13 protein-coding genes, 2 tRNA genes, 3 rRNA genes and 2 pseudogenes are annotated in these 21,625 nt (G+C 60.0%); 12 read left to right on the top strand and 8 right to left on the bottom strand.

The genetic code is table 11. From position 1 onward, the window contains the following. Positions 1 to 2: 2 nt before the first annotated feature. The 4 genes from ACFQDL_RS15175 to ACFQDL_RS15190 form a co-directional block, all read right to left on the bottom strand. Entirely contained in the window at positions 3 to 380 is a 378-nt protein-coding gene (locus ACFQDL_RS15175; RefSeq protein ID WP_379909780.1) for a phage tail sheath C-terminal domain-containing protein, read from the bottom strand. Further along, complete coding sequence (locus tag ACFQDL_RS15180) at positions 377 to 2,302, bottom strand: hypothetical protein (RefSeq protein WP_379909781.1); 1,926 nt, start codon at positions 2,300 to 2,302, stop codon at positions 377 to 379. Before ACFQDL_RS15180 ends, ACFQDL_RS15175 begins: the two co-directional genes overlap by 4 nt. Positions 2,303 to 2,730: 428 nt before the next feature. Further along, the gene (locus tag ACFQDL_RS15185) at positions 2,731 to 4,053 is read right to left on the bottom strand and encodes a hypothetical protein (protein WP_379909782.1); all 1,323 of its coding nucleotides are present in this window, start codon (positions 4,051 to 4,053) and stop codon (positions 2,731 to 2,733) included. Further along, a complete protein-coding gene (locus ACFQDL_RS15190; protein ID WP_379909783.1) occupies positions 4,050 to 4,694 on the bottom strand; it encodes a PspA/IM30 family protein in 645 nt (214 codons plus the stop codon). The genes ACFQDL_RS15185 and ACFQDL_RS15190 overlap by 4 nt, the downstream gene beginning before the upstream one ends. A 131-nt stretch (positions 4,695 to 4,825) precedes the next feature. On the opposite strand from ACFQDL_RS15190, the gene ACFQDL_RS15195 reads away from it, so the two are divergent. The 3 genes from ACFQDL_RS15195 to ACFQDL_RS15205 all read left to right on the top strand — a co-directional run bounded on the left by ACFQDL_RS15195 (position 4,826) and on the right by ACFQDL_RS15205 (position 7,313). Further along, on the top strand, positions 4,826 to 5,437 hold the full coding sequence (locus tag ACFQDL_RS15195) for a helix-turn-helix domain-containing protein (protein ID WP_379909784.1): 612 nt from the start codon (positions 4,826 to 4,828) through the stop codon (positions 5,435 to 5,437). Next, complete coding sequence (locus ACFQDL_RS15200; RefSeq protein WP_379909785.1) at positions 5,379 to 5,561, top strand: hypothetical protein; 183 nt, start codon at positions 5,379 to 5,381, stop codon at positions 5,559 to 5,561. The genes ACFQDL_RS15195 and ACFQDL_RS15200 overlap by 59 nt, the downstream gene beginning before the upstream one ends. A gap of 255 nt (positions 5,562 to 5,816) precedes the next feature. Then, a complete protein-coding gene (locus ACFQDL_RS15205; RefSeq protein ID WP_379909787.1) occupies positions 5,817 to 7,313 on the top strand; it encodes a CoA-acylating methylmalonate-semialdehyde dehydrogenase in 1,497 nt (498 codons plus the stop codon). Between the two features lie 56 nt (positions 7,314 to 7,369). Here the strand turns inward: ACFQDL_RS15205 and ACFQDL_RS15210 are convergent, their stop codons facing one another. Beyond that, positions 7,370 to 7,630, bottom strand: coding sequence for a DUF5062 family protein (locus ACFQDL_RS15210; RefSeq protein WP_379909788.1), 261 nt, complete (start codon positions 7,628 to 7,630; stop codon positions 7,370 to 7,372). 105 nt (positions 7,631 to 7,735) lie between these two features. Between ACFQDL_RS15210 and ACFQDL_RS15215 the strand changes: the two genes are divergently transcribed. The 3 genes and pseudogenes from ACFQDL_RS15215 (at position 7,736) to ACFQDL_RS15225 (ending at position 9,856) form a co-directional block, all read left to right on the top strand. Further along, positions 7,736 to 8,599, top strand: a complete 864-nt coding sequence (locus tag ACFQDL_RS15215; protein WP_379909789.1) for a CHAD domain-containing protein — start codon at positions 7,736 to 7,738, stop codon at positions 8,597 to 8,599. Between the two features lie 39 nt (positions 8,600 to 8,638). Beyond that, positions 8,639 to 9,282, top strand: a pseudogene (locus tag ACFQDL_RS15220) (MBL fold metallo-hydrolase). Positions 9,283 to 9,379: 97 nt separating this feature from the next. Then, on the top strand, positions 9,380 to 9,856 hold the full coding sequence (locus ACFQDL_RS15225; RefSeq protein ID WP_379909790.1) for a Dps family protein: 477 nt from the start codon (positions 9,380 to 9,382) through the stop codon (positions 9,854 to 9,856). A gap of 24 nt (positions 9,857 to 9,880) precedes the next feature. Here the strand turns inward: ACFQDL_RS15225 and ACFQDL_RS15230 are convergent, their stop codons facing one another. The 3 genes and pseudogenes from ACFQDL_RS15230 to pfkA form a co-directional block, all read right to left on the bottom strand. After that, the gene (locus ACFQDL_RS15230; protein ID WP_379909791.1) at positions 9,881 to 10,480 is read right to left on the bottom strand and encodes a DUF502 domain-containing protein; all 600 of its coding nucleotides are present in this window, start codon (positions 10,478 to 10,480) and stop codon (positions 9,881 to 9,883) included. A 345-nt stretch (positions 10,481 to 10,825) separates the two neighbouring features. Then, positions 10,826 to 12,057, bottom strand: a pseudogene (zapE, locus tag ACFQDL_RS15235) (cell division protein ZapE). Continuing rightward, positions 12,014 to 13,015 (bottom strand): 6-phosphofructokinase, encoded by a 1,002-nt coding sequence (gene pfkA, locus ACFQDL_RS15240; RefSeq protein ID WP_379909792.1) that lies wholly within the window; start codon positions 13,013 to 13,015, stop codon positions 12,014 to 12,016. The pseudogene zapE and the gene pfkA overlap by 44 nt, the downstream one beginning before the upstream one ends. Positions 13,016 to 13,161: 146 nt before the next feature. Here pfkA and aceK point away from each other — a divergent pair, with 146 nt between their 5' ends. From aceK to rrf, 6 genes are all read left to right on the top strand, one after another. After that, a complete protein-coding gene (gene aceK, locus ACFQDL_RS15245) occupies positions 13,162 to 14,892 on the top strand; it encodes a bifunctional isocitrate dehydrogenase kinase/phosphatase (protein ID WP_379909793.1) in 1,731 nt (576 codons plus the stop codon). A 473-nt stretch (positions 14,893 to 15,365) separates the two neighbouring features. Beyond that, positions 15,366 to 16,906: ribosomal RNA gene (locus ACFQDL_RS15250) — 16S ribosomal RNA — on the top strand. Positions 16,907 to 16,983: 77 nt separating this feature from the next. Beyond that, positions 16,984 to 17,060, top strand: a tRNA-Ile gene (locus tag ACFQDL_RS15255). Positions 17,061 to 17,227: 167 nt separating this feature from the next. Continuing rightward, positions 17,228 to 17,303 (top strand) — tRNA-Ala (locus ACFQDL_RS15260). A gap of 349 nt (positions 17,304 to 17,652) precedes the next feature. After that, a 23S ribosomal RNA gene (locus tag ACFQDL_RS15265) occupies positions 17,653 to 20,537 on the top strand. A 191-nt stretch (positions 20,538 to 20,728) separates the two neighbouring features. Then, positions 20,729 to 20,844, top strand: a 5S ribosomal RNA gene (gene rrf / locus ACFQDL_RS15270). Together the 16S, 23S and 5S rRNA genes with 2 tRNA genes alongside form the textbook arrangement of a ribosomal RNA operon. Positions 20,845 to 21,625: the final 781 nt, after the last annotated feature.

The raw sequence follows: 21,625 nt of genomic DNA on the forward strand, positions 1-21,625 counted from the left end.
GGTCAGGATTGTTCGCCAACTTTCTGCTGGATGCGGATGATGACGAACTCGGCGGGTTTCAGAGGGGCAAAGCCGACCTGCACGATGACCTGGCCGCGATCGATATCGCCCTGGGTCATGGTGTCGCCGAGTTTGCATCGCACGAAATAGGCCTGGTCGGCGGTGGCGCCCTGGAACGCACCGGCGCGGAAGAGTCCGTTCATGAAGGAGCCGATGTTGCCTCGCAGGGCGCCCCAGAGCGGCTCGTCGTTGGGTTCGAACACCGCCCACTGGATACCGTTGTAGATACTCTGCTCGATAAAGATCGCGGTCCGGCGCACCGGCACATAGCGCCATTCCGGCGAGGCCCGGGTCGCCAGGGTACGGCTGCCCCAGATCACCGAGCTGTATCCCGGCAGGCGGCGAATGACATTGACGCCCAGGGGTTGAGCTGATCCTGTTCCAGGTCTTCGGCGGCGAACTGCAATGCCGCCACGCCGTTCAGTTGCGTCTCGACACCGGCGGGCGCCTTCCATACGCCGCGACGGGCATCGGTGCGCGCCCACTGGCCGGCCGCGAGGGACGAGGGCGCAATGGCGACAGTCCTGGGCGCGGTGGGGTTGCGGTCGGCGTCGTAGGCCGGGTTGGCGACGCTGACCCAGGGGTAGTAGAACACGCTGTAGGTCGAGGTCGGCAGACCCAGCGATTTCACAGTGGTGGCCTGGTCCAGCTCCAGTCCCGAAGGCGGGTCCAGGATCAGCATGCGATTGCGCATGTTTTCGCAGTGCGCCAGGGTTTCGGTGATGACCGGGTTGGTACCGCTCTCGGGCCAGGGATTGCCCGGCAGCACGATAATGCTGACGTCCCTGACCTTGCGCAGGACGTTGGCATAGAAGGCGTTGTATTCCGCCGCGCTTGGGGCGTTGGCGACGCCGCCGGTGAGCGGCACGCCCTGCTCCAGCAGACCGAGGCTTTCGATCGGGATCACCTGGCTGACACCCAGTTCACGCTGGCGTCCCGCCGTGGCCACCGGGTTGTCGGCGGCATTCATGCCGAGGATATCGGCAAGGTCGCCGTCGGTCACCTGAATACCCGACACCCTGACCGCCGACGAGCCCGAGCTGAAGCTGAACCGGGTCGCACCGGCGTCGTAACGCGCGGAAAAGCCGGCCAGCGATTCGCGACCATTGGCCCCAGCCCGCACCGCATTCTGAATGGCGAGGGCGATGGCGGCGCCGGACGTATCGTTATTGCCGGTCAGGTTCAGTTCGGCGGTATCCAGCGAAAGCGCGACCTCATGACCGTCGATACTCAGCGTGAGGCTGGTCACACCCAGTGCGGCGACACTGGTCGCGAAAGGCAGGTCGCCGGCGTCGACGGTGGCGCCGGTGATGCTGGCCGTATCCTCGGGCCTGAGGCGAAGCAGTTCGGCAAGATCGCCCCCGAATATTTCCACCGAGGCCAGGCTGCCGTCTTCGGCGGCGGTAAGGGTGAAGCGGTCGGTGGCACCGTCCCAGCTGGCGCTGAAGGTCTGGTAGGCATCCTGCGGTCCCAGGGACTGGACCGCGCTTTCAATGGCGCTGGCAACGTCGCCGGGGTCGTCTGCGGGCGTAACCGTCACCGAGATCTGTTCGGTCTGCAGCCCGTTGATGGCCAGGTTCATCAGCATCGAGCTACCGGTTGCTGCGGCAAAGGGGTTCGGGTCCGGCAGAGCCCCTCCCACCAGGCTGGCGGCCTGGTAATTGGCCTCCACCGCAGATCCCAGCGTCAGGCTGAGGAGTCTGGATTCGCCGTTGACCCGCGTCAGGGCGTAATCGGGCGAATCGGCATTCATCGACAGGTTGCTGAACGCCTCGTCCACCACCAGTTCGCCGTCCTCGCGATGTCCGGCCACCAGGTCGAACAAATCTGCGTCCGCATCCGGTTTTATGATCTGCACGTAGACGTCATTGCCCCAGCCGCCGACGTTGCTGGCACTGACGACGAGGCCGGCATCCGCGAGAGAGCCTGCGCCGGCAGGTCCTTCGCCGTCGACACCGACGCTGGCGGCGGCGGAGCCCTCGCCCGCCAGGCGGCAGATGTAAGCGGCGCCGCCACCGTTGAGATAGAAGGACTGCACCGCCAGCCCCATGGCGTCGTCAGCACCGGCGACGCCGCCGAAATCGCGAACGTAGTCGTCGAACTTGCCGATCAGGGTGGCGCCGGTCGGTCCGCGTGAACAGGCCCCGACGAAGGCGGTGACGGATGTCGAAACGCCCTCTATGGGTCTGGCGCCACTGGGGACTTCTTCGATGTAGACGCCGGGATGTAGATAGCTTGCCATGCTCTGACTCCTGAAGGTGAAGTCCAGGAGAGACCGGCAAGCGAGCGGGCAGACGGCCGCCGGGGCTTCCCTTTTCCCCTGAATGCTGAATCCCTGTTACTGCGACTGTGGGCGGGTTCTAACGCTTGTTTTAACGTAGTTCAGGATGATAGCGGGCCAAGTTGAGAGTCCTGCAACAAAAAATCAGGTTAAATGAGTGGGATTTTAGAAGGGTTACTGTTGTTTGTATTTTGAGTCGTTGTCGGTTCGGATCGTGCCGATAATGTTTGTCTTTGGCGTCAGGCGTGGCGTTGCATGTCGTGGATTGCAAACACTGTCTTTGCAATGAAATTTATCAATCGGCTTGCGTGTTCCGATAGTTTATCGGACAGACGCCTGAGGTACGGAACGGCGGCAGCCCCGGGGGCCAGGGGCTGCCGGATGCGCGCTCATAGCTGCCAGCGGGCGAAGCGCCGGCGCCAGCGTGGCAGCAGCGAACCGAGGCGACCGCCGCGGGACTCGAGCATAGAACCCACCAGAATGGCCAGCATGCCGATCAGCGCCAGGCTGAGCCAGCCTCCGAGATCGAACACCACCAGGATGCGGAACAGCAGGTAGACCAGGCCGCAAGCGGCGATCAGCAGGCCGCTGGCGAACAGCAGCAGGTGTCGTCCCAGCCGCCCCAAGGTCGCCAGCACCGCCCCCGCGACGATGGCTGTCAGCGCTGTTCCCGGGCCGCCGAAAAGCACCAGATTGCCGAGCAGCCCGCCGACCAGTGCCAGCATCGACATCACCCGGTACAGTGGCGGGGCCATTTTCACCCGGGTCGAGAGTTCGTAAAGCAGTGTTGCCGCCAGAAGGCTCGCGGCCGGCAGCAGCAGCTCTTCGGCCAGCCAGCCGTCGAGCAGCACGACGGTGCCTGTGGCGATCAGCGGCGTCAGCAGGGCACTGCCGACCTCCAGCAGACCGCGCAGGATGGATTGCCCCGGCAGCAGCAGACTCAGCTGGCGGGCGGCCAGGAACAGGATCAGCAGGCTGGAGGTGAACAGAAAGGCTCCGGCGTCATAAAGCCAGAGACTGCGACCCATCAGTATCGCCGGTGGCAGGTACTGCAGCAGGCGGGCGAGCATGCCGTCCGGTGTGCGGGCGCAGAGGTGCTGCTCGCGATTGCGCTCGTTGTTCGCCAGTGTCAGCAGGGCCAGTGGCAGCGCCATGGCCGCGATCAGTGTCGGGTCGCGCACCGGAATCAGCAGTGCGACGTTGCCGGCCAGGTACAGCAGTGACAGTGATTTTCCGAGCGGCCGGGCCAGTATCCGGAAGCCCAGCCAGGTCAGCGGTGCCAGCAGCAATGTGGCGACGCCGACGGTGACGCCGGTCGTGGTCAGGGAGTCCAGCTGCCAATGGGCGTAGTCCGGGTAGGAGGGCAGGCCGCTGCCGAGCCGGGCATAGAGGAAGGCGCCGAGAATCGCGAAATTGACCGGTACCGACACCAGGGACAGACTCGTCAGCAGGCGGGCGCCCCGGGGCTCGCGCAGCCAGTGACCGCTGGCCAGTCCCAGGCCGCACAGGAGCAGGCTGTGGCCGAGCAGCAGGACGTAGCGCAGCAGATCGTTGCTGTCCTGCCAGCCCTGTACCAGGAAACTGTACATCGCCACCAGCAGGGCCGCCGCGCCGGCCAGGCGCAGCAGTTGCGGCAAACGTTGCATCAGCTGGGGCGGCGTGAAGGTTTCTTCGGCAATGGTCGGCTCCCGGGCCTCGTCGAGACGGTTCATTGTTTCTTCTCCTGTTGCAGCAATACATCGAGCTCGGCGCGCAGGTCTTCATCTCTCTCGCGGCGACTGAAACCCTCGTCCAGCGGATCTTCGGGGGCGATGTCCCGGAGGCTGAGTTCCCGCTCGGTCAGGCGCGTATCCCAGCGTTCGAAGCAGGCTTCCACTTCCCGCAGCAGCTCGGTCTCCTGACCGGCCGTCCGGGCAGCGGTGCCGCACTGGCGTGCCCGCATCAGTGTATGGCGCTGATGCAGAAGCTGCAGACGCGTTTCGCCCTCCTCGACGTCACGCATCAGCCGTGCGGCGCCGTCGCGGCAGCCGTCCAGGCTCTGCTGCAGACGTTCGGCTTCGCGGCGGCACTGGCGCCGCCGCTCGAGGCAGCTCAGGGCCCGGGCTTCATCCTCTGCCGCGCAGCGGCGGGCTCTTTCACCCCAGCGCCCGGTGTCTTCGCGCAGCCGGTCGATGCGATCGACAAGCTGCTGTTCGTCGCGCTGCATCTGGTTCAGGCGGGCCCGGGCCCGGGCAACCTGGTGTCGCAGCTCGTCGATGCTGGTCTGTACGACCGCTTCGTGGTCTTCTATTTCGCTCACCACGCCGTCCAGGCGGGCGAAGAGGGTGGCCGATAGCCGTTTGATCAGCGACATGGTGGGACGCCTCCTTGGAATGGGTTCGGAAGCATTCTTGGACTGAATCGAGGATTAATAAACCAGAATGGAAAAAGCACTGCTATTATCCACTTCAGGTATATAAAAACGATACTTTTGGCTGGGGTTTCATGGCACAAACCGAAGCGATCATTGCCACCTTGAAGCGCACCCTGAGGGCCAGCGGCCTGACCTATGCCGATGTCGCCCGCGGGCTCGGGATGAGCGAGGCCAACGTCAAGCGGCTGTTCGCCTCGGAGCGCTTCTCGCTCGCGCGGATCGAACAGATCTGCCAGCTGATGCAGATGGATCTGTCCGAGCTGTTTCAGCGTTACGAGAGTTCGCGTTCGCGTATCACCCGGCTGAGCGAGGAACAGGAGCGGGAACTGGTGGCGGACCCGCTGCTGCTGATGATCGCCGTCTTCGTGCAGAATCACCTCGGTTACGACGATATTATCGGGCGTTACAACATCAGCGAGCGCGACTGCATCCGCTGTCTGGCCAAGCTCGACCGGCTCCATGTCATCGATCTGCTGCCGAACAACCGCATCAAGTTGCGTATCGACGAGCGCTTCAGCTGGATTCCGGGGGCCGATCGAACGCTATTTCGAGCGCGAGGTCCAGCAGCAGTTTCTGCGCGGGGGCTTTCGCCGCAACGGCGCTACCCGGCTGTTCTTCACCGGCATGCTCAGCGAGCATTCGCGCCAGCTGATCGCCCGCCGGCTGGAGGCGCTGGGCCGTGAGATCGCCGACCTGCAGCGCCAGGACGCCAACCGCCCGGCGGAGGAGCGTCACAACACCGGTGTGCTGCTGGCCCTAAAGGAATGGGAGTTCTCGGCGGCGCAGCCGTTCCTTAAATCTCCGTAGTCAGTAGAGGCCCGTAGGCCGAAGCCCAACTCCGTGCCATCTGCGGCGAAACAACGTATCCCAATACCCTGGGGTTCGGGATCGCAAAATGCCAACCGAAACCGATCGATCGGGACTGCGATCGATATGATGGGTTAAGCGATGCCCGTACGACGCGGAAGCATTCAAGATTGCAGCCATCGCATCGCTGCACCCATCCTACAATTCTCCATAGCAATAGTGTTTCCGAAGCTTCGAAGTGGGGAGGGCAGGACGATGGGGATTAGAGAGATTCCTCTGTTTATCGACGGTCAGGCGGTGCGATCCGAGAGCAGCAACTGGCACGAGGTGCGCAATCCGGCGACGCAGCAGGTGGTGGCGCGGGTGCCCTTTGCGACCCGGGATGAAGTCGACCGGGCGGTTGCCAGCGCCAAAGCCGCGTTCGCCGGCTGGCGCAGGGTGCCGCTGGTCCAGCGCATGCGTATCATGCTCAAGTTCCAGGAACTGATCCGGCAGAATACCGAACAGCTGGCCGGGCTGATCACCGAGGAGCACGGCAAGACGCTGCCCGATGCCGAGGGCGAGATCGGCCGCGGGCTCGAGGTGGTCGAACACGCCTGCTCGATCTGTTCACTGCAGCTGGGTGAGATGGCCGAGAACGCCGCCGGTGGCGTCAATGTCTATACGCTGCACCAGCCGCTGGGTGTCGGGGCCGGGATTACCGCCTTCAACTTTCCGGTGATGCTGCCCTGTTTCATGTTTCCGCTGGCGATAGCCGCCGGCAACAGCTTCGTGCTGAAACCCTCGGAGCAGGACCCGTCGTCGACGATGTATCTGGTGGAGCTGGCCCACCGGGCCGGGGTGCCGGACGGGGTCTTGAACGTTGTACACGGCGGCCCCGAGGTGGCCGAGCGGCTCTGCGACCACCCCGATATCAGGGCGCTGTCCTTCATCGGCTCGACCCGCGTCGGCAGTGTGCTCCACGAGCGGGCCAGCGCCGCCGGCAAGCGGGTGCAGGCGATGATGGGCGCCAAGAATCACTGCGTCATCATGCCGGACGCGAACCGCAGCCAGGCGATCAACCAGATCCTGGGGTCCGCCTTCGGTGCCGCCGGCCAGCGCTGCATGGCCAACTCGGTGCTGGTGCTTGTGGGCGAGGCCCAGCAGTGGCTGCCGGAAATCGTCGAGCGGGCCAGGGCGCTGAAAGTCGGCCCCGGCATCGATCGCCAGGCCGATCTCGGACCGCTGGTATCGCGCGCGGCCCGGGAGAGAGTGACCGGGCTTGTCGACGCCGGCGTGGCGGAGGGGGCGGTGCTGGAACTGGACGGACGGGGCATCGGTGTCGAGGGCTTTCCCGAGGGCAACTTTATCGGCCCGACACTGTTTTCCGGGGTGAACGCCGGGATGCGGATCTATCGCGAGGAGATCTTCGGCCCGGTGCTCTGTGTGGTCGGTGTCGACAGCCTGGATCAGGCCATCGAATTCATCAATGCCAACCCCAATGGCAACGGCACGGCGATCTTCACCGGTTCCGGCTGGGCGGCGCGGCATTTCGAGAGCGAGATCGATGTCGGTCAGGTGGGCATCAACGTCCCGATACCGGTACCGGTAGCCTTCTTCAGCTTTACCGGCTCCCGCGCCTCCAAACTCGGAGATCTGGGGCCCAATGGCAAGCAGGCTATCCAGTTCTGGACCCAGACCAAGACGGTGACGTCACGCTGGTTCGAGCCGGAGCATGAGTCACAGGGTATCAATACCACCATCTCGCTGTAAGAAAGCGACAAGCGGCAAGCTTCAATACTTGCGGGTGCAGCTTATAGCTCGCAGGTTCAGGGTTTCAGCGGGTGTCCGGCCGGCAACTGGCGCTCAATCCAGAGCGCCAGCTTGTGTTTCATGTTGCGTTCGTTTTCCTGGTCCTTCGCCAGCGGCTGGATCAGTTGATCATGGACCAGCAGCCGATAGAGGGCCCGGACTTTCTCGCTGGCGCTGTCGGTGGGCTCGAACTGCCCGGCGCCGCGTTTCTGCATGTAAAGTGCCCCGATGCGCAGTGCTTCACGTACCAGCTCGGCTTCCTGCTTCTCTCTGCTCATGACGATCTCCAGCTACAGGGGCTAATTCGCTATCAGAGTAGCACTTGCAGGCAAGCCTGTCGGCTAAGCTTAGCGAGGCAAAGTGGCAAATGCCGGAGATGGGGTATGGCTTTCCGACTGCGTCCGTCCAAACCCCTGGCGAAGGAGGTGCGGCGGATAGCGCGCGACGAATTGAAACGGCTGAAAACGCTGATGACCGAGCCGGTCGGGGACCGCGACGAGGGCATTCATCAGCTGCGGGTCGGCATGAAGCGCATGCGGGCGCTGCTGCACCTGATCCGGGATGCGCTGGCGGAGACCGAATTCGAAGCCGCACAGGCCCGGTGCAAGGCCCTGGCCGATGACTACGCCGGGGCCCGCGACGCCAGCGTGGGGCGCATTGTGCTCGAAGAACTGCTGCAGGGCTGCCATGAGCCCGAACAGCGCGAGCGTCTCAGGAACAGTTTCCAGCGCTCGCTGGGGGCCGTGGCCGGAGAGCCCCCGCCGCTCTGCGAGGCGGTCACGCGGCTGAAGCAGATGCGCCGGGAACTGAAGCGCTGGCCGCTGTCGAACCTGGGTCTCAAGCCGCTTGGCAGCCGGCTGGAAAAACAGTATCGCAAGGCGGCAAGGTTCGACCGGCAAGTCAGAGCCGACAGGGCGATGGCATTGATGCACGAGTGGCGCAAGGTCGTGAAACGGCTGTTGTATCAGCTCGAGCTGGTACAGGGCGACGATAAAAAACTGCTCAGGCGCCTCCGGCGGCTCGGTTCGCTGCTCGGTGACCTGCATGATCTCGACATGCTCGAACTGCAGGTCGAGTCGCATGTCGACCTGTTCTGGCTCGATGACCGCCAGACGTTGCTTCGATTGCTGAGGCAGCAACGCGAAAATCTGCGTTCCCGGGCGCTCCGGCTGGGTGACAAGCTGTTCGTGGAAGATCCGAAGTCCTTCGTTCGCGGCCGCTTCAGGCACTGGCGACGGGCTCGCTGATCGGTATACTGGGGTCAGATTCACTGACGCGGACGCGATATGAAATACAGCATTATTCCGGTGACGCCCTTCCAGCAGAATTGCAGTCTGATCTGGTGTGAAGAGACCGGCAAGGCCGCGGTGGTCGATCCGGGCGGGGATCTGGACAGAATACTCGCCCGGGCAGAGCAACTGGGTGTCGAGCTTGAAAAATCCTGCTGACCCATGCCCATATCGACCATGCCGGCGGCACCCACGAGCTGGCGACGCTGAAGGGCCTGCCCATCGAGGGGCCGCAGCACGGGGATCTTTTCTGGATCGAGGCGCTGGCGCAGCAGAGCCAGATGTTCGGTTTTCCACCGGTGGAGGGCTTCACGCCGGATCGCTGGCTCGAGGATGGCGATACCGTCACGGTGGGACATCAGCAACTGCAGGTGATCCATTGTCCGGGCCATACGCCGGGACATGTGGTGTTCTATCATGCCGCCGGCAAGCTGGCACTGGTGGGCGACGTGCTGTTCCAGGGTTCGATCGGGCGTACCGACTTTCCGCGGGGCAATCATCAGCAGCTGATCGACTCGATCCGCAACAAGCTGTTTCCCCTGGGCGACGACATCGACTTCATCCCGGGGCATGGCCCGATGTCGACGTTCGGCGAGGAGCGGCGCAATAACCCCTTTGTCGCCGACCGGCGCTACGGTTGATTGATATCGACTATGGAATCAATCGGTTAATAAAATTTCAAGCGATCAGGCCAGCGCCTCTATACTGCTTCCAAATCGTCATGCAAGGAGTGAGACCATGAGCAGCAAAGCTATCCATATCGGCATTGCCGAAACCGAACGCAAAGCCATCGCCGACGGTCTCAGTCGACTGCTGGCGGATTCCTACACCCTGTATCTGCAGACCCACAATTTCCACTGGAACGTCACCGGACCGCAGTTCCGCGAGCTGCACCTGATGTTCGAGGAGCAGTACAACGAGCTGGCGCTGGCCGTGGACGAGGTTGCCGAACGCATCCGCACCTTGGGTGCCGTCGCACCCGGGACCTACAAGGCCTACGCCGCGCTGAGTTCTATCAAGGAGATCGAGGACGTGCCGGCGGCCGGCGAGATGGTCACCATCCTGACCGAGGGTCACGAGCAGGTCGTACGGACTTGCCGCGAAGTGCTGAAGGTCGCCCAGGGCGCCGATGACGAGTCCACCGCGTCGCTGGTGTCCGACCGCATGCGGATCCACGAGAAGACCGCCTGGATGCTGCGCAGCCTGGCAGGCTGAGCTGACGAAGCAGGCGGGGCGCGTTCACTTCGAGGATCGCGAAACCCCGCCGCTGACCAGAAAGGCGGTGACCTGCGCCGCCGGAACCTGTAACGGCTGGATCCGGCTTCTCGGCACCACAATGAGGTTACCGGCAAAGTTGTACGACTGCGGCAGGTATACCGCCACATCATCTTCAAGCCCGAAAGCGGCCAGGGATTCCTGCGTCACGAAGCCGATCAGGCGCACGGCGCCGTCCTCGCTCAGCTGTACCAGCACCGGTTTGCTGAAACTCTTCTGATCACCGAGAAAAGCCCGGAACAGGTCCTTCAGGGCACTGTAGAGCATCTTCACGAGTGGAATGCGGTCGAGCAGCGCATCGATGCGCCCGAGCAGAAAACTGCCGAGGAAGTTCGAGGCGGCCAGGCCTGTCAGTATGATCACCGCCAGGGTAACGCCGATGCCGGTCAGGGTCACCAGCCAGCCCGGCTCGATGCCCGGGTAGAGACGCGCGAAGAGAGCGCCGACGGCAGAGAACAGGGTTTCGTTAAGGGCGGTGAAAATGAGCCAGACCAGGTAGACGGTCAGTACCGCCGGCAGCAGCAGGAGCAGTCCCTGGAAGAACAGCCGCATCAGATATTTCATAAAGCAGTCCGTGGGTCTAAGAGAGCCTAACTATACTGGGAAAACGATGAATCACTGATGTATGACGCCATGGCGAGCAGAAGGGAGCGCAGCATGCAGCATATCGACTATCGAGGATTCCGTATCACCCCCGGGTTCTGCCGACCGAGACGCCCGGTGTCTGGCTGCTGGAACCGAAGATCTACCATCAGGATCCGAAGGATACGATCTTCCATAATGCCGGCGAGCTTTCGGGGCAGGCCGAGTGCCGGGTCGAGGCATTCGACGAGGCTTCGGCGATGCAGTCCTGCGCCACCCTGGCCCGGCAGATGATCGACCACTACCTGGCGTCCTGATATGTCGCTATCAGGGCTGATGGGGACGCTGAAGATACGCCTCCGTCTGCATCTCCGTCAGGCGGCTGAAGGTGCGCCTGAACTCGAACGCCAGACGGCCACCGGGGTAAAGATGCTCCAGCGCGCAGCGGGTCGACAGGTATAGCCTGACATTGCGGTCGTAAAGCTCGTCGACGAGGCTGATAAAGCGCCGTGCGGGATCGTCCATCCGCGACCAGCGCACCTCGCGACTGCCGGTCGCCGTGACCGTATAGCTGCCATCTTCGGTGCCGCGGGCCTTGATCCATTCCCGGGTTTCACCGCTGAACGCCGGAACGCCGCTGACCATCAGCGTATGGTAGCGCTGTGCGAGCTCGACATAGTCCAGTGCCGAACGCGGCCCGCTGCAAAGAGCATCGAAATCGAACCAGACGACGCCGTTGCCGTGACGGCGAACCGGTATCGGCCGGTTGCAGACATTCAGCTCCCCGTTCTGGTCGGGGTTGTCCGCCAGTTGCTGGAACAGAGCCGCAAACTGATCATCGGCGGGCTCCCTGAACAGCACGGATGCCGTCTGCAACTGGCGCAAGCGGTGGTCCCGGCCGCCATCCAGCGCGTGGGTGTGCATATGCCGTTGCAGAAGCCGTATCGCCGGCAGAAACGAATCCCGCTGCAGGCCGTCCCGGTACAGATCCTCGGGGGCAGGTTGGAGGTGGCGACCATCGTCACGCCGCGTCGGAACAGCTCGTCGAACAGGCGCCCCAGCAGCATCGCATCGCCGATATCCGAGACCTGAAGTTCGTCGAAGCAGAGAACCGGGTGCTGTCGCGCAAGACGTCGGGCGATACGCCGCAAGGGGTCCGCATGGCCCGTTTCCTGTGACAGTTCGCGGTGTATCCGGGCCATGAAACGGTGAAAGTGCAGCCGCAACGCCGTCCCCGGGGGCAGAGAGGTGCAGAACAGGTCCATCAGCAGGGTCTTGCCGCGTCCGACGGGGCCCCAGAGGTAGAGTCCCGCGGGGGCGCTTCTGCGCAGCCAGCGCAGGGGCGTCCGTTTCTGCAGCTGGGCATGCAGCCGGTCGAGCAGGATGCAGGCATCCTGCTGCGCCTGATCGGGCACATGGTCGGGCTGCTGCTGATACTGGCGATAGCGTTCGGACGGGATCATGGAGGGGATGGTACCGGAAATCCCGCCCGCCGCGATACCGGTGCGAAAACGCCTATTTATGCAGCTGCAGCGCGATCTTGTAGAGTCTGGGGTCATGCTTGCGGTACTTGATCACGTCCTGCAGCGGGACCGGCATCAACTGGCGCCCGTCGCTGCCGATCATGATGTCACTGTAGTCCGCCAGCAGATAGTTCACCGCAGTGATGCCCATGCAGGATGCGAGCACACGGTCATGCCCCGTGGGGCTGCCGCCACGCTGGATATGGCCGAGAATGCAGACCCGGGCCTCTTCGCCAAAGAAACGCAGCTGATCGGCCAGACGTCCGGTCAAACCCGGCTCGGGGCCCTCGGCAACGACGATGATGCCGCTCGAGCCCCTGCCCGCCTTGCGGTTGCTGACCAGGGTGTAGCCGATGGACTCGACCACCGTCGGGTGTTCGGGAATCAGAATCATCTCCGCGCCGCAGGCAATGCCAACCTGGGTGGCGATGAAGCCCGAATTGCGTCCCATGACTTCGACCAGGAACAACCGTTCGTGGGACAGCGCGGTATCGCGGATGCGGTCGATGGCGCCGATGGCCGTATTGACGGCGGTATCGAAGCCTATGCTGTCGTCGGTGCCATAGATGTCGTTGTCGATCGAACCGGGCAGACCGACCACCGGGATACCGGATTCCTCGGTAAAGAGGTGGGCGCCGGTGAGGGTGCCGTCGCCACCGATGGCGACCAGCGCCTGGATGCCGTTCTGCTTGAGGATTTCGGCGGCCCTGCGACGGGTCGGGGCTTCCTTGAAGGCCTCGCAGCGGTCGCTTTTGAGGATGGTGCCGCCGCGCTGAATGATGTTGCTGACCGAGCTCGACGACATGCGGCGCATGTCGTCGGTGATGAGGCCGCTGTAGCCACGGTGAATGCCGTAGACCTTGATACCGATGTTCAGGGCCGTGCGGACGACGGCGCGGATGGCGGCATTCATGGCCGGGGCGTCCCCACCGCTGGTCAGCACCCCGATGGCATCGAAGGTGCGAACGGCTTCCAGTTCGGGCAGGCTGTACATGGTCTAAGCTCTCCTGATAGCGGCGTCCTTTTGAACTATAGATGAGGTGCCGGTAATGGCACCGTCGGTGCCTGACGGGGGCGCGTCGATGTTGCCCGGGGCCCGTGCCACTCCCGGGCCTGGGATGAACAAGGGACCTCAATTATATGACAGTGTTGTTTGCCGATCGCATTGCCGAAGCGGTACTGGAAAAATTCGCCGATTACCGCACTCGCTTCCAGACCATTACCGCCGCCTCCCAGCTTCGTTTCGAAAAGGCCGACTGGCATGCCATTCAGCGCGCGGGCGCTGCACGTATCGACCTCTACGAGGACAATACCGAAGCGGCGGCCGCGGCCATAATCGAACAGCTCGGCGAAGTCGTCTACGATGCCAACCTCTGGCATGACGCCAGGCGCTGCTATGCCGGCAGGATCAAGCTTCGCAACGATCCTGAGCTGGCGGAAACCTTCTACAATTCGATCTACCTGAAAGTATTCAGGCATCGCGAACTTGACGATGCCCACATGTTCATTCGCTCTGACTATGAAGGCCAGCAGATCGATACCGGCGACCGGCTCTGCCGGGTCTATACGCTGGATGACGGGCTGGTGGCCGTACTGGGCAGGATACTGGACGACTACGCGTTCAACATACCCTGGGAGAACAAGCGTCGTGATATCTGCAATCTGGTGTATTTCACGCGCAAGAACATTCCCCGCAGCGCCATCGACGAGACCCGAACGTCCATCGAGATCATCCGCAGTGTGTTTTTCCGCAACAAGGGCGCCTATATCGTCGGTCGCATCAACTTCGGCGATCGACCGGTTCCCTTCGTGCTGCCGGTTCTGCACAACGGCAACGGGGCCCTGTATGTCGATACACTGATCGTCGACGAGGACGACGTTTCGATTATTTTCAGCTTCACCCGCTCCTATTTCATGGTCGACGTCAACTCGCCGTCGGAGTTCGTCGGCTTCCTGCACTCCCTGATACCGATGAAGTCCAAGGCGGAACTGTACTGTTCCATCGGTTTCTACAAGCAGGGCAAGGCCGAGTTCTACCGCAGTTTTCTCGACCACCTCGACAGCTCGGATGACCGCTTCATCATCGCACCGGGAATCAGGGGGATGGTCATGACGGTGTTTACGCTGCCGTCCTTTCCAGTCGTGTTCAAGCTGATCAAGGACCGTTTCTCGTCGTCGAAAAACATCACCCGGGACCTGGTCAAACAGAAGTACCAGCTGGTCAAGCGACACGATCGGGTCGGCCGCATGGCCGATACCCAGGAGTTCGCCAATTTTCTGTTTCCACGGGACCGTTTCAGTCCGGAGCTGATCGAAGAGCTGCAGAAAGTGGCCGCATCGTCGGTCCAGGTGGACGACGGCCTGATCACGATCAGGCACCTCTGGACCGAAAGGCGCATGACACCGCTGAATATCTATATCGACGAGGCGCTGGCCAACCAGGATGAAGACCGGGTCTTTCATGCCATCAACGAGTTCGGCAAGGCAATCAAGCAATTGGCGGCCGCCAACATCTTCGCCGGGGACATGCTGTTCAAGAATTTCGGCGTCACCCGGCATCAGCGCGTTGTCTTTTATGATTACGATGAAATCATGTACCTGACCGACTGCAACTTCCGGCGCATTCCCGAGCCGATGTATCCGGAGCAGGAACTGTCGGGCGAACCCTGGTACTCGGTTGGTCCCAATGATGTCTTCCCCGAAGAGTTCAGCATCCTGACCGCCTGCAACCCGCTGGTGCGAAGAATTTTCAACGAACTGCACGGTGACCTGCTGGATGTCCGATACTGGCAGGGCATGCAGGATCAGGTTCGCAACGGCGAGATTGTCGACGTCTTCCCGTATCGAAAGCTCAAGCGCTTTCCGCGTTAAAAGGAGCCTTGAGTAGGGGCTCTTGCAGACGAATGACCGTCCCGTGAAAAAAATATGACAGGGCTGTTGACTCCTGAGGAACGGTGGGTAGAATACGCACCACTTCTCGCAACGAGACACGCCAGGCGGGTCTGGAAAGAGAAGCAGGTTTTGACTTAACTGATTGTTTCTAGTCGTTTTGTCGGGATCTGGAAACAGCTCTGATTCACAGTCGCCACGGCGACGAAAGTTGAAAAAAAGAGTTGACTTCGAAACCGGGCGCGCTAGAATATGCGCCCACTTGAGACGAAAGGCCAGTTCATCGGTCGCTTCTCGAGACGCTCTTTAACAGATTGATCAGGTAATTCGTGTGGGCGCTTGTCGGGATAGGGCAAACAAAAGCTTTATCAAGATAAGCAACCTTACATGTGAATTCATTTAAAGTTGTTTTAACTTGAGTCAGATTTAGAAGTGCTTCGGCATTTCGAAAATTTAAACTGAAGAGTTTGATCATGGCTCAGATTGAACGCTGGCGGCAGGCCTAACACATGCAAGTCGAGCGGTAGCACAGAGAGCTTGCTCTCGGGTGACGAGCGGCGGACGGGTGAGTAACGCGTAGGAATCTACCGAGTAGTGGGGGATAGCCCGGGGAAACCCGGATTAATACCGCATACGCCCTAAGGGGGAAAGTGGGGGCTCTTCGGACCTCACGCTATTTGATGAGCCTGCGTAGGATTAGCTAGTTGGTAGGGTAAAGGCCTACCAAGGCGACGATCCTTAACTGGTCTGAGAGGATGACCAGTCACACTGGGACTGAGACACGGCCCAGACTCCTACGGGAGGCAGCAGTGGGGAATATTGGACAATGGGGGCAACCCTGATCCAGCCATGCCGCGTGTGTGAAGAAGGCCTTCGGGTTGTAAAGCACTTTCAGTGGTGAGGAAAGGTGTGTGGTTAATACCCGCATACTGTGACGTTAGCCACAGAAGAAGCACCGGCTAACTCCGTGCCAGCAGCCGCGGTAATACGGAGGGTGCGAGCGTTAATCGGAATAACTGGGCGTAAAGCGCGCGTAGGTGGTTGAGTCAGTCAGATGTGAAAGCCCCGGGCTTAACCTGGGAACTGCACCTGATACTGCTTGACTAGAGTACGGTAGAGGGCAGTGGAATTTCCTGTGTAGCGGTGAAATGCGTAGATATAGGAAGGAACACCAGTGGCGAAGGCGACTGCCTGGACTGATACTGACACTGAGGTGCGAAAGCGTGGGTAGCAAACAGGATTAGATACCCTGGTAGTCCACGCCGTAAACGATGTCGACTAGCTGTTGGGAGACTTGATCTTTTAGTAGCGAAGTTAACGCGATAAGTCGACCGCCTGGGGAGTACGGCCGCAAGGTTAAAACTCAAATGAATTGACGGGGGCCCGCACAAGCGGTGGAGCATGTGGTTTAATTCGAAGCAACGCGAAGAACCTTACCTACTCTTGACATCCAGAGAACTTGCCAGAGATGGCTTGGTGCCTTCGGGAACTCTGAGACAGGTGCTGCATGGCTGTCGTCAGCTCGTGTTGTGAAATGTTGGGTTAAGTCCCGTAACGAGCGCAACCCTTGTCCCTATTTGCCAGCACGTAATGGTGGGAACTCTAGGGAGACTGCCGGTGACAAACCGGAGGAAGGTGGGGACGACGTCAAGTCATCATGGCCCTTACGAGTAGGGCTACACACGTGCTACAATGGCCGGTACAGAGGGTCGCGATCCTGCGAAGGGGAGCCAATCTCAGAAAACCGGTCGTAGTCCGGATTGGAGTCTGCAACTCGACTCCATGAAGTCGGAATCGCTAGTAATCGCGAATCAGCATGTCGCGGTGAATACGTTCCCGGGCCTTGTACACACCGCCCGTCACACCATGGGAGTGGACTTCACCAGAAGTAGGTAGCTTAACCGCAAGGGGAGCGCTTACCACGGTGGGGTTCATGACTGGGGTGAAGTCGTAACAAGGTAGCCGTAGGGGAACCTGCGGCTGGATCACCTCCTTAAACGACCTTGCCCATCCCGGCACAGCGTTCACACGAATTACCTGATCGACGTTAGAGAAGAGCAAAAACGCTTATGTAGGCTTGTAGCTCAGCTGGTTAGAGCGCACCCCTGATAAGGGTGAGGTCGGTGGTTCAAGTCCACTCAGGCCTACCAATCATCCTCGGATGGTTGAAGTAGCTCAGCTGGTTAGAGCGCACCCCACTCTTTACAGGGAGAAAGGGGTGAGGTCGGTGGTTCAAGTCCACTCAGGCCTTGCAGTCGTTCAAGCACGGTTGATGCTGTTACCTGGTCAATGGAATACTCCTGACTCAGGACGTACTGGGGCTATAGCTCAGCTGGGAGAGCGCCTGCTTTGCACGCAGGAGGTCTGCGGTTCGATCCCGCATAGCTCCACCATCTACGGATGGATGAAGTTTGGAATTGCACGCAGGAGGTCTGCGACGGAAGGCCGCCCCGTTCGATTCCGCATAGCTCCACCATTTTCCGCCACTCGGCGTTGGATACCTCGTCGCATAGCAGGCTATGCGTCCTCGGCATCCGCCTTGATTGACGAAAAATGGTAGTTCTCAAAAGTTTTAAAACATGCACTTGGCATCAAGTTCATCTTTTAAAGCTTTACGCTTTAAACGCTCTTTAACAATATGGATTCGAATTCAATTCGAGATAAGTCTTGTACTGAGTACAAGCGCCAATGGCGAAAAATCTTATCGTACTCTCGTCCTTGACAGACGCCTTCGGGTTATATGGTCAAGTGACGAAGCGTGCACGGTGGATGCCTTGGCAGTCAGAGGCGATGAAAGACGTGGTAGCCTGCGAAAAGCTTCGGGGAGGTGGCAAACAACCTTTGATCCGGAGATCTCTGAATGGGGAAACCCACCCGCTTTGCGGGTATTCCTTTCCTGAATACATAGGGATTGGAAGGCGAACCCGGGGAACTGAAACATCTAAGTACCCGGAGGAAAAGAAATCAATTGAGATTCCCTTAGTAGCGGCGAGCGAACGGGGACTAGCCCTTAAGCTCAGTTGTTGTTAGCAGAACGCTCTGGAAAGTGCGGCCATAGTGGGTGAAAGCCCCGTATGCGAAAGCGGCAATTGAGTGAAATCGAGTAGGACGGGACACGTGTTATCCTGTCTGAACATGGGGGGACCATCCTCCAAGGCTAAATACTCCTGACTGACCGATAGTGAACCAGTACCGTGAGGGAAAGGCGAAAAGAACCCCTGTGAGGGGAGTGAAATAGACCCTGAAACCGTGTACGTACAAGCAGTGGGAGCAGGCTTCGGTCTGTGACTGCGTACCTTTTGTATAATGGGTCAGCGACTTAATTTCAGTAGCAAGGTTAACCGTCTAGGGGAGCCGTAGGGAAACCGAGTCTTAATAGGGCGTTTAGTTGCTGGGATTAGACCCGAAACCGGGCGATCTATCCATGGGCAGGTTGAAGGTTGAGTAACATCAACTGGAGGACCGAACCGACTACCGTTGAAAAGTTAGCGGATGACCTGTGGATCGGAGTGAAAGGCTAATCAAGCTCGGAGATAGCTGGTTCTCCTCGAAAGCTATTTAGGTAGCGCCTCATGTCTCACCACCGGGGGTAGAGCACTGTTTCGGCTAGGGGGTCATCCCGACTTACCAACCCGATGCAAACTCCGAATACCGGTGAGTGCAATCATGGGAGACACACGGCGGGTGCTAACGTCCGTCGTGAAAAGGGCAACAACCCAGACCGCCAGCTAAGGTCCCAAAGTTATCGCTAAGTGGGAAACGATGTGGGAAGGCTCAGACAGCTAGGAGGTTGGCTTAGAAGCAGCCACCCTTTAAAGAAAGCGTAATAGCTCACTAGTCGAGTCGGCCTGCGCGGAAGATATAACGGGGCTAAGCGATACACCGAAGCTGCGGATGCCACTTGTGGCATGGTAGAGGAGCGTTCTGTAAGCCGTTGAAGGGGAAGCTGTGAGGCACCCTGGAGGTATCAGAAGTGCGAATGCTGACATGAGTAACGATAATGGAGGTGAAAAACCTCCACGCCGGAAGACCAAGGGTTCCTATCCAACGCTATTCGAGGTAGGGTGAGTCGGCCCCTAAGGCGAGGCAGAAATGCGTAGTCGATGGGAAGCGGGTTAATATTCCTGCACCGGCTGTAACTGCGACGGGGGGACGGAGAAGGCTAGGCCAGCGCGGCGTTGGTTGTCCGCGTTTAAGGATGTAGGTTGAGGAGTTAGGCAAATCCGGCTCCTTAAGACTGAGATCTGATGACGAGGTCCCATGTGGACCGAAGTGGTTGATGCCAAGCTTCCAGGAAAAGCCTCTAAGCTTCAGGTTACAGCTGACCGTACCCAAAACCGACACAGGTGGTCAGGTAGAGAATACCAAGGCGCTTGAGAGAACTCGGGTGAAGGAACTAGGCAAAATGGTGCCGTAACTTCGGGAGAAGGCACGCTCCTGACGGTGACCCCCTGCGGGGTGAGCGGTTGGGAGTCGAAGATACCAGGTGGCTGCGACTGTTTATTAAAAACACAGCACTCTGCAAACACGAAAGTGGACGTATAGGGTGTGACGCCTGCCCGGTGCCGGAAGGTTAATTGATGGGGTTAGCGCAAGCGAAGCTCTTGATCGAAGCCCCGGTAAACGGCGGCCGTAACTATAACGGTCCTAAGGTAGCGAAATTCCTTGTCGGGTAAGTTCCGACCTGCACGAATGGCGTAACGATGGCCACACTGTCTCCACCCGAGACTCAGTGAAATTGAAATAGCTGTTAAGATGCAGTTTACCCGCGGCTAGACGGAAAGACCCCGTGAACCTTTACTATAGCTTCACAGTGGACTTTGACATTACTTGTGTAGGATAGCTGGGAGGCTTTGAAGCGTGGACGCCAGTCTGCGTGGAGCCGACCTTGAAATACCAGCCTGGTACTGTTGAGGTTCTAACTCTGGACCGTGATCCGGTTCGAGGACATTGTGTGGTGGGTAGTTTGACTGGGGCGGTCTCCTCCCAAAGCGTAACGGAGGAGCACGAAGGTACCCTCAGCATGGTCGGAAATCATGCAATGAGCGCAAGAGTAAAAGGGTGCTTGACTGCGACACAGACACGTGGAGCAGGTACGAAAGTAGGTTCTAGTGATCCGGTGGTTCTGTATGGAAGGGCCATCGCTCAACGGATAAAAGGTACTCCGGGGATAACAGGCTGATACCGCCCAAGAGTTCACATCGACGGCGGTGTTTGGCACCTCGATGTCGGCTCATCACATCCTGGGGCTGAAGCCGGTCCCAAGGGTATGGCTGTTCGCCATTTAAAGTGGTACGCGAGCTGGGTTTAGAACGTCGTGAGACAGTTCGGTCCCTATCTGCCGTGGGCGTTTGAGATTTGAGAAGAGTTGCTCCTAGTACGAGAGGACCGGAGTGAACGAACCTCTGGTGTTCCGGTTGTGATGCCAATCGCATTGCCGGGTAGCTACGTTCGGACGGGATAACCGCTGAAAGCATCTAAGCGGGAAGCCCCCTTCAAGATAAGATCTCACCGGGACCTTGAGTCCCCTAAAGGGCCGTTCGAGACCAGGACGTTGATAGGCTGGGTGTGTAAGCGTTGCGAGGCGTTGAGCTAACCAGTACTAATTGCCCGTGAGGCTTGACCATATAACGCCCAAGGCGTTTGGGGTCGGGAGTTCAGGTGAAGAGCCTGAGATAAGATTTGAGCATTGGCTGAAGCTTGTGCACAGACAGGACAGGCGCGAGAAAGCGCTGAAAAATCCGAATTGAAGACTGGGGATATACCGGCCAATCACAGGTTATCCACAGGCAAAAGAATCCATATTGTGCCAGTTTTGCTTGGCGACCATAGCGAGGTGGAACCACCTGATCCCATCCCGAACTCAGTAGTGAAACGCCTTAGCGCCGATGGTAGTGTGGGGTCTCCCCATGTGAGAGTAGGTCATCGCCAAGCATCTAATTAAACAAAAGCGCCCCGGCCTCTGGTCGGGGCGTTTTTGTTTTATATGCTCTGACCTGCTCTCACATGGGGCATGTGAACAGCGCCGCTTGCGGCCGCCCTGCCCATGTAGAGTAGGGTCAAAACGGGACTTGTCGAAGCCTGCTTCGACCCGTTTTGACGGCTGCGGCGTGCATCGCCCGCAGCATGGCTCGCGCGTGCGCGAGGCGCCAAGCATCCCGTCAGGATACTCCGAGTACAGATCGAAGTACCGGCTTCAGTTCCTGCGTCACCACCTGATCCCATCCGCTCTTTATCCGCCGCCGGCGCTCAGTAGTGAAGCGTTTTAGGCCTGGACGGGTAGTGTGGGGTCTCCCCATGTGAGAGTAGGTCATCGCCAAGCATCTAATCAACGAAACAGCCCCGGCCGAAGGTCGGGGCTTTTTCGTTTATGGCCGTTCGGCGGCGATGACCCTCACAGGGGGCCGGTAGACAGCGCCGCTTGCGGCCGCCCTGCCCATTTAGAGTAGGGTCAAAACGGGACTTGTCGAAGCACAGCTTCGACCCGTTTTGACGGCTGCGGCGTGCATCGCCCGCAGCATGGCTCGCGCGTGCGCGAGGCGCCAAACATCCCGTCCGGATACTCCGGCTTCAGGCCGAAGCGCCAGTATCAGACCCTGCCCAGCCATCTCGTCGCCCGAAACCATTCGCTGCGGGGCGCAGCTCCTACGCCCGTTTTGACGGCTGCGGCGTGCATCGCCCGCAGCATGGCTCGCGTGTGCGCGAGGCGCCAAGC

Source organism: Marinobacterium aestuariivivens, from assembly GCF_042661465.1.
Lineage (GTDB): Bacteria > Pseudomonadota > Gammaproteobacteria > Pseudomonadales > Balneatricaceae > Marinobacterium_A > Marinobacterium_A aestuariivivens.